A 6,480-nucleotide genomic window follows, 5' to 3' on the forward strand; every position below is an offset into this window, starting at 1 on the left:
TTCAAAACAATACTCCCACTGTTAGACCAAAATAGAAAAAATCGACGTTCTGTAATGTGTAATTTGCCGGATTTTGTAATCTGGGATCGTCGTAAGGACTGGCAAGGGGAAAGCGGTATTGGTTAGGAACGTCCATTTGGGTTTCAAAAATCTTATAATAATCCAATCGTACCCCAATTCGAATTCTACGACCAGCAATAAAACTAGCTTCTAACCCACCAAAGGCGGTTGGGTTCCACCTGGCTGTATCGGCAGGCCTTGCTACCACATAGGAAGAACCACCGCCCCCCTTCACAAAAAATTGGATGGGGAGTTCTAACGGGAGTTTGTACGCCAAGGCCGCGTACAGTGGCATGGCTGTTAAAGCTCTTTCCGAACGGGATAAAAAGACGGCATAGGAACCACCCACTTCGGTGTAAAAGACCCAAGGCCAAGGCATCCTGGCGTAGAATCCGCCACCTAGCGTGGTTTCTAAGATCCGTGCACTGGGAGTTCCAGGCATGGGATTGGCCGCTCCTACCCAACCACCAATTTCATAGCGGCGTTTGTTGTACTCTTCGAGGGTTTGTGCGGAAAGGAGACCAGAAAAGAGAGTGAATGCGAAAAGGATGCTAAGGAAGAGGGATTTTGTACAATTCATGAATTTCCGGATGATCTTCGTAATACGCGCGGACAAAATAGAGCCCATCCGGCGGGAGGGTAACACCAGCCTTCGTTCGGTTCTTTTCTTCCAAAATGGAGTCTATGGATCTAGATTCCCAACGTCCCTTTCCAATGTCCAGTAAAGTTCCAACCGTAATTCGCACCATATTGTGCATAAATCCATTGGCTCGGATCCGGATTTGGTACCATTCAGGTGCAGTTCTCTCTACTTGGATGGAAAAGATCTCGCGAACGGCTCGTTTGCCCGACATGGATTTGGCTTTAGTAAAAGAACGAAAATCTTTTTCCCCCACAAGGACTTGGAGTTGTTTTTCCACTCTTTCCCAATTGATATGAGACTTCACCCAAAAAGCGCGCCCCTCCACAAAACTGCTTTCATATTTACTATAGTATAATTTATAAATATACTCCCTACCTGTACAACTAAACCTGGCGTGAAATTCTGGTGGAACTTCGACCACATTTTTTACTGAAACACCACTTGGTGTGAGAGCATTCAGAGAAACTAACAGTTTATGAAAATTGGGAATTGGATTTTCGGTTTTGAAATTACAAACCATACCAAGTGCATGGACACCCGTGTCGGTACGGCCAGCCACTGACAAAGGTGAGGCGGGATTTTTTCTTAGAATGATGGATAACGCAGACTCAATTGAGGACTGGACAGTCGGGAGGTTTTTTTGTTTTTGCCACCCATAAAAATGAGTGCCATCATATTCGACAAGAAGTGCATAATTGGGCAAACCCTTACTTCTCGCCTCCCATTTCCTCTAAGATAGCATTGTATTCATCATACAATTCGCGTGTCATTTCTACGATTGGACCTGGTTTTCCTTTACTTGCCTTACCTGATCCATACAACCTAGCAAGTGTTCGTTTAGCACGAGATAATAATAAAACTTGGTCTTCTGGTTTCGGTGCCATTTGGTCTTTGAATTTTTTTGTTAGGAACGCATTCAGATAAATGACTCCATCAAATCCCCAATTGTTATCAGTATCTGGTCCGAGCATCCCTGCAGCTTGGTCAACGGGTTCGTTTCCATTTTGCATGAGCTCTAATGTATAACCATAAATGACCGCAGCTTTTTGGTAGAGTAAGTCCCGAATTTTATCATATCCAATATGAGGAAACTCTTCATGTAGGTCAGAGAAATACCAAGCGGCTCGGATCGCACATACTGCTTTTTTAGGAGTAGGGGCAACACTCACTCCACGTAATTGATAACAATCCATCCCCAGGAGATAGGATGCAGCACCTAACACAATTTGGCGGTCACTCGTAAAATCAACTGGTCCTAGGATTTTTTCAATATAACTTCTACGTGCATCAGTGGCCATCCGAATGGCTTCGTTATCAGCAGGATTCAGAGCATTCCAATCTTTGGGAAAAGAAGAATAAAGGCAACGCGGACAGACGGTCATGACATAATCCAGAGGGCTGACACGTCCAAATTTTTTGTTTTTTTCGTACAAACGACGAAGGTCCTGGGCTAATTTCCCAGCGATGAGCCGTCCACCACCCTGGAACATCTGCTCCTTTTGGTGATTTTCATCACAAATTGGGCAAGCTGTAGACTCTTTGGCACGAAAAGATACTTTTTTTGACTGGGCGGCGGCTTGGGACATAGGAAAAATCTAGGAAAAGGCTCAATTTTAAAATACAATCTGTCAATCCAATATCATAAATCTCCGATAATACTCACAGGGGACACCCTGAAATTACTTGTAAGATTCTTCTAACGAAGGAAAGTACGGAAACGGAATGAATGGCAGAGCAATGAAACAATCCCTTCTTATTCTCATGATGAGTCTCGTGATGCAAGCACCTATGTTTGCAGAATCAGTCTCTAGTAAATCCTATCAAAAACGAATCGAGCTATTGACTTACCTCCGTGAGCTTGAGCCAATCGTCAAAAACTTTCGTGGTGAAGATGCGGAAGGGAAACCTGCGGAGTTAAATGCTCCAGAAGGCAAAGAAGGTTTCCGTATGAAAAAATACCTCGAAGCCAAACGAATTTACCAAGAAGGTTTGCAATACCATTTTGAAGGGAACTACTCTTCTGCTTACCAACGATTTCTCGAATGCCAACTTGGTGTCGAAAAAATAACGGAAGAACTTTCGCAATTTTACATCCTACGTGCGGAAGAGATGATGAAAACCGCTATGGAACGTAAAAATCCGAACAATCCTATGGACAAGGCCCTTCTTGACATTTCGATTGAATATGGAAAAGGATCTTATTTCCGCCAAGACGTAATGGACCTACCTCGCGAAGCTCCTTACCAAAGACGTATGTATGATCCAAAAGAGGCTCATTACAGTTACAATAAGTACGACATTGAGAAAAATATGGAGCTTGGTTACAGACACTTAGGACTTGCAAAAGAAGCAAGAGCCAATGCGTTGAAAGTGGAACGTAATTTGGAAAAACACCAAAAACTCCAACCAACTCATAGAAAGTATCGAATTGAATTGTATTTTGGTGCGATCAACTTGGCTCGTGACTCGAAAGCCAATGCAATCAACATCTATAAATTAAAATATCCTTACGATAATTACTATCTAAATAACTCACAAGCCAAAACAGAAGTTTCCAGAGATGAAAACGGTGCTACTGTAGAAGGTCAACCTGTAAAAATTGATGGTGTGACATATGACTTCTCGAAAAATCCCTACGTCAAATATGACAATCGTTTACAAGCGATGTTTGATGTGAGAGTGCCAGAAGACTACCGTGTGGACCATGCGGACGTAAGAGGTCGAGTATACGAATTGGATTCCAATAACATGGTGTTCATGAAGTACGACCAAGAACGTAAAAAAGCATTAAATGTTCCACCAAAACCTGCCCAAGGAACTACAACAACTCCGCAACCATAAGAAACACTAACTAACACTGTTTCCGAATGATTCAGCCCAAGAAATTTCTTGGGCTTTTTTATATCCACAAAAACCACTCTATTGTCTAATTGTTGCTATGGCGAAAATTCCAGTTGTTGACAACCTAATTGAAAAAAACTTACACGGCTTAAGTGTTCACTACGGACGTTTGGTGATGAAAGTTTACTTACGAATCACCTTATTGGTATTTGGAAAGGCCAGCCCGTATTTAATTCGTGGATTATACCGAGCGATTACAGGGAACAAAGAAAAAAGAATCCAAGAATTTTTAGAAGGAACAAAAATCTGGGCTGAGGATGTTAAAAAAATAACAAAAACCTCAGTGCTTGTGTTAAACCAATTCACAGTTCCTGAAAAAGGACATATGATTTTTTTAAACCATGTGAATGAAATGGATTTTCCTTACGATTGTTATGTGATTAGAAAACCATTTTTAGCAAACCAAGTGATTAAAAAAGCATGGTTTGCGTATTGGTGGATGACTGCCATGGGTTCCCAAGTGTTTGATAATTCAAAAGCAATGTCCATTGCGGTTTCTGTGAAAAACTTGATCGAAGGATTAAAAACAACTTCCTATATCGTTTACCCAGAGGGCAAAAATACCTATAGCGAAGAGATCCATCCTTTAAAAAAAGGAATGGTGAAAATTGCCTTCGACCAGAAAATTCCTGTTTTTGTTGCTTTGAAGTCTGGTGTCACAACATATCAAGAATACCAAAAAGGAAATGTGGTTGGGTATTTGGGACTAGGTGTTCACAACCCAACGGATTTTGCCTCTTGGGAAGAATTTCAAAATCACCTTTATCAATTGATGCATTCCAAAAAACAAGAGTTAGATGAAATGTTGGAAAAGGAATGTCTGAAACTCCAAAACGTTTAAGTATCGAAAGACCTTTCCCAAGTTTCTAGGAATCGGATTTGTTCGTGTGATTCCACTGCACGTTCACTTCTCGATTCCCTCACCTTTTGGATTGCCGTTTCGGCATCCATTCCAAACTTCCAAATCAAATAAGCACATGCCACAGTTCCCGATCGACCAAGCCCACCCACACAATGGATGAGTACTTTCTTATTTTGAGTGAGAAGTAAATCGATCCAAGATACAATCTCTAACATCTGTGAGTGGCTAGGCACTCGTTGGTCTAAGATGGAAACTTGTTTTTGTTCGATTCCCTGTTTTGGTAGTTCTGATTTTAAATCACTCACACCATATTGGATGTATTCCTGTTCGGTGATGAGGCTTAACACATGAGAAATTCCTTCTTTTTGGATGGTTTGTACATCATCGAATAAAACTCGGTTTCGATCTTTTCGACCTGGTAATATGGTGAGACCAATTTGTTTTACGAGGTCACCTTGCTTTTCCGATAGTGGTTTTAGATAATCAATTCGTAGGACTTTTGATTTTTGAATATAGGATTTGATTTTCACAATGAGTTTGGCACCGGCATACAAAGCCCATTTCTTTTGTAAGTCATTACATTCATCAAAGGAAAGTGTATGCATTGCATACCGCAGTGCACCCACATGCATTTGGTATGGATCTCGATCGAGTTTTACAAGTTTTGGGTAATACGATCGGAGTTTTGCGATCACACGGTATGCTTTTTGTAATTTCTCATTTTTGATTTCTTTGGGTGGTTCGAACGAAAGAGGGATTCCTAAGTCTTCTTGGTTGTGCAAAAAATCCGTGAGAAGGATGGCTTCTTTCCATTCTGCTTCTGTTTCAATTTTACAAAAGATATACAAAATATCATTTTCCAACTTCAACAAATCTCGAATGATGTGGCCACGATGCGTATGGAAAAAATCGATCATCCATACATTTTCTTGTGCATCAATGATGATATTGGCACCATTGAGATCCCCATGAACATAAGATGTGTTATGGGTTACTGCATTGTATTCTTTTAAATCCAACAAATCGGTTTCATAAAACAAACATGGATTTGGGACTTCGTATCCTGGAAAAATGGTAATGTTTTTTTCGGTTTGTGCTCCTCCAAGGATTGTTTCTACTCGCTTGCGTACCGATTTGGCATACTTGTGTTGGAAGTCGTAATACTCGAGTAAATTGAGTTTTTCCGTAGAAGCGGCTTCAAACAACCTTCCCAACTGTTCACCAAACACTGTATCGATGATACGATCTAAGCCAATTCCGTCTGACATCGTTCCATAAACTTTTTGGAATGTTTTTACATTCCCATCTAACATCGCCGCATAACGATATTTGATAGCACCTCGATCTTTTAATTCGCAAAAATCAACGATGGACGGAGCATTGTTTCCTAAAACTTCCTGGATTCGTTCAAAAGAGGTCCTTTCTTTCGCAATTAAATCCCGATTCCCAATTTTTACCACACAAGGAACTTGTGCATGACCCAAATGGTCAATGGACTTGGATTTTAAAACCACATTTCCAGAAAATCCACCATCTAAGGTTTTGAATTCCACTTCTTTACAATCTCGAAATAAATAGAGTAATATCTGTTTGTCGAGTTCGCTGATCGGGTATTTTGGATCTAATTTTAGTTTGTCACTGGCAATCCTTGCATTGGTGGAAATTCGTTTGCTTAAGTTAGGTTGGTCACCGGTTAAAAATTCTGTAAAAGCTCCAATGGATGAAAATACTTTCACACCTAAAATTTGTTTGAGTTGGTCAAGGGCAATGAAATGCATCGACAACGAAGAACTTGCAGTTAAGGCAGAACAAACGGCAATTTCAAATTCAGGGTATCTTGTTTTTAAATCATAACATAAAAAGGTAACTTTCGCTTCTGTCCATACACCAGTGATTCCCACACGAATGGGTTTGCCTTGGTATGGCTTTAAAATGGTTTAGCAGATTCAACCATTAAGTGCAACAAAATGAGAGGTTGACTGGCACCCCTCAAACGAATTTCTTGAAGTTGCGA

6 protein-coding genes are annotated in these 6,480 nt (G+C 40.6%); 2 read left to right on the forward strand and 4 right to left on the reverse strand.

All coding sequences use genetic code 11. The features are described from left to right. Position 1: 1 nt before the first annotated feature. Genes EHQ59_RS10135 through EHQ59_RS10145 form a run of 3 tightly spaced genes read right to left on the reverse strand, consistent with a single transcriptional unit; the run spans position 2 to position 2,289 of the window. A complete protein-coding gene (locus EHQ59_RS10135) occupies positions 2-640 on the reverse strand; it encodes a hypothetical protein (RefSeq protein ID WP_135619537.1) in 639 nt (212 codons plus the stop codon). Next, positions 612-1,406, reverse strand: coding sequence for a tRNA pseudouridine(38-40) synthase TruA (gene truA, locus EHQ59_RS10140; RefSeq protein WP_135619538.1), 795 nt, complete (start codon positions 1,404-1,406; stop codon positions 612-614). The genes EHQ59_RS10135 and truA overlap by 29 nt, the downstream gene beginning before the upstream one ends. A gap of 4 nt (positions 1,407-1,410) precedes the next feature. Continuing rightward, positions 1,411-2,289: a DUF2225 domain-containing protein gene (locus EHQ59_RS10145; protein ID WP_135619539.1), complete on the reverse strand. Its 879-nt coding sequence runs from the start codon at positions 2,287-2,289 to the stop codon at positions 1,411-1,413. 151 nt (positions 2,290-2,440) lie between these two features. Between EHQ59_RS10145 and EHQ59_RS10150 the strand changes: the two genes are divergently transcribed. Then, positions 2,441-3,544, forward strand: coding sequence for an LIC11274 family protein (locus EHQ59_RS10150; RefSeq protein WP_244245481.1), 1,104 nt, complete (start codon positions 2,441-2,443; stop codon positions 3,542-3,544). Positions 3,545-3,641: 97 nt separating this feature from the next. Then, entirely contained in the window at positions 3,642-4,445 is an 804-nt protein-coding gene (locus EHQ59_RS10155) for a lysophospholipid acyltransferase family protein (protein ID WP_135619541.1), read from the forward strand. Here the strand turns inward: EHQ59_RS10155 and EHQ59_RS17860 are convergent. Continuing rightward, positions 4,442-6,367 carry a dual specificity protein phosphatase family protein gene (locus tag EHQ59_RS17860; RefSeq protein WP_244245482.1) on the reverse strand — a complete coding sequence of 642 codons (1,926 nt, stop codon included), beginning with the start codon at positions 6,365-6,367 and terminating at the stop codon, positions 4,442-4,444. The genes EHQ59_RS10155 and EHQ59_RS17860 overlap by 4 nt on opposite strands. Between the last annotated feature and the right edge of the window lie 113 nt (positions 6,368-6,480).

Origin of the sequence: Leptospira kemamanensis (assembly GCF_004769665.1) — a bacterium.
Lineage (GTDB): Bacteria > Spirochaetota > Leptospiria > Leptospirales > Leptospiraceae > Leptospira_A > Leptospira_A kemamanensis.

What these genes read in the sequence shown, in the direction of transcription:
- EHQ59_RS10135 (WP_135619537.1), bottom strand. Translation starts at nt 640, where the DNA reads ATGAATTGTACAAAATCCCTCTTCCTTAGCATCCTTTTCGCATTCACT.
- EHQ59_RS10145 (WP_135619539.1), bottom strand. Translation starts at nt 2,289, where the DNA reads ATGTCCCAAGCCGCCGCCCAGTCAAAAAAAGTATCTTTTCGTGCCAAA.
- EHQ59_RS10150 (WP_244245481.1), top strand. Translation starts at nt 2,441, where the DNA reads ATGAAACAATCCCTTCTTATTCTCATGATGAGTCTCGTGATGCAAGCA.
- EHQ59_RS10155 (WP_135619541.1), top strand. Translation starts at nt 3,642, where the DNA reads ATGGCGAAAATTCCAGTTGTTGACAACCTAATTGAAAAAAACTTACAC.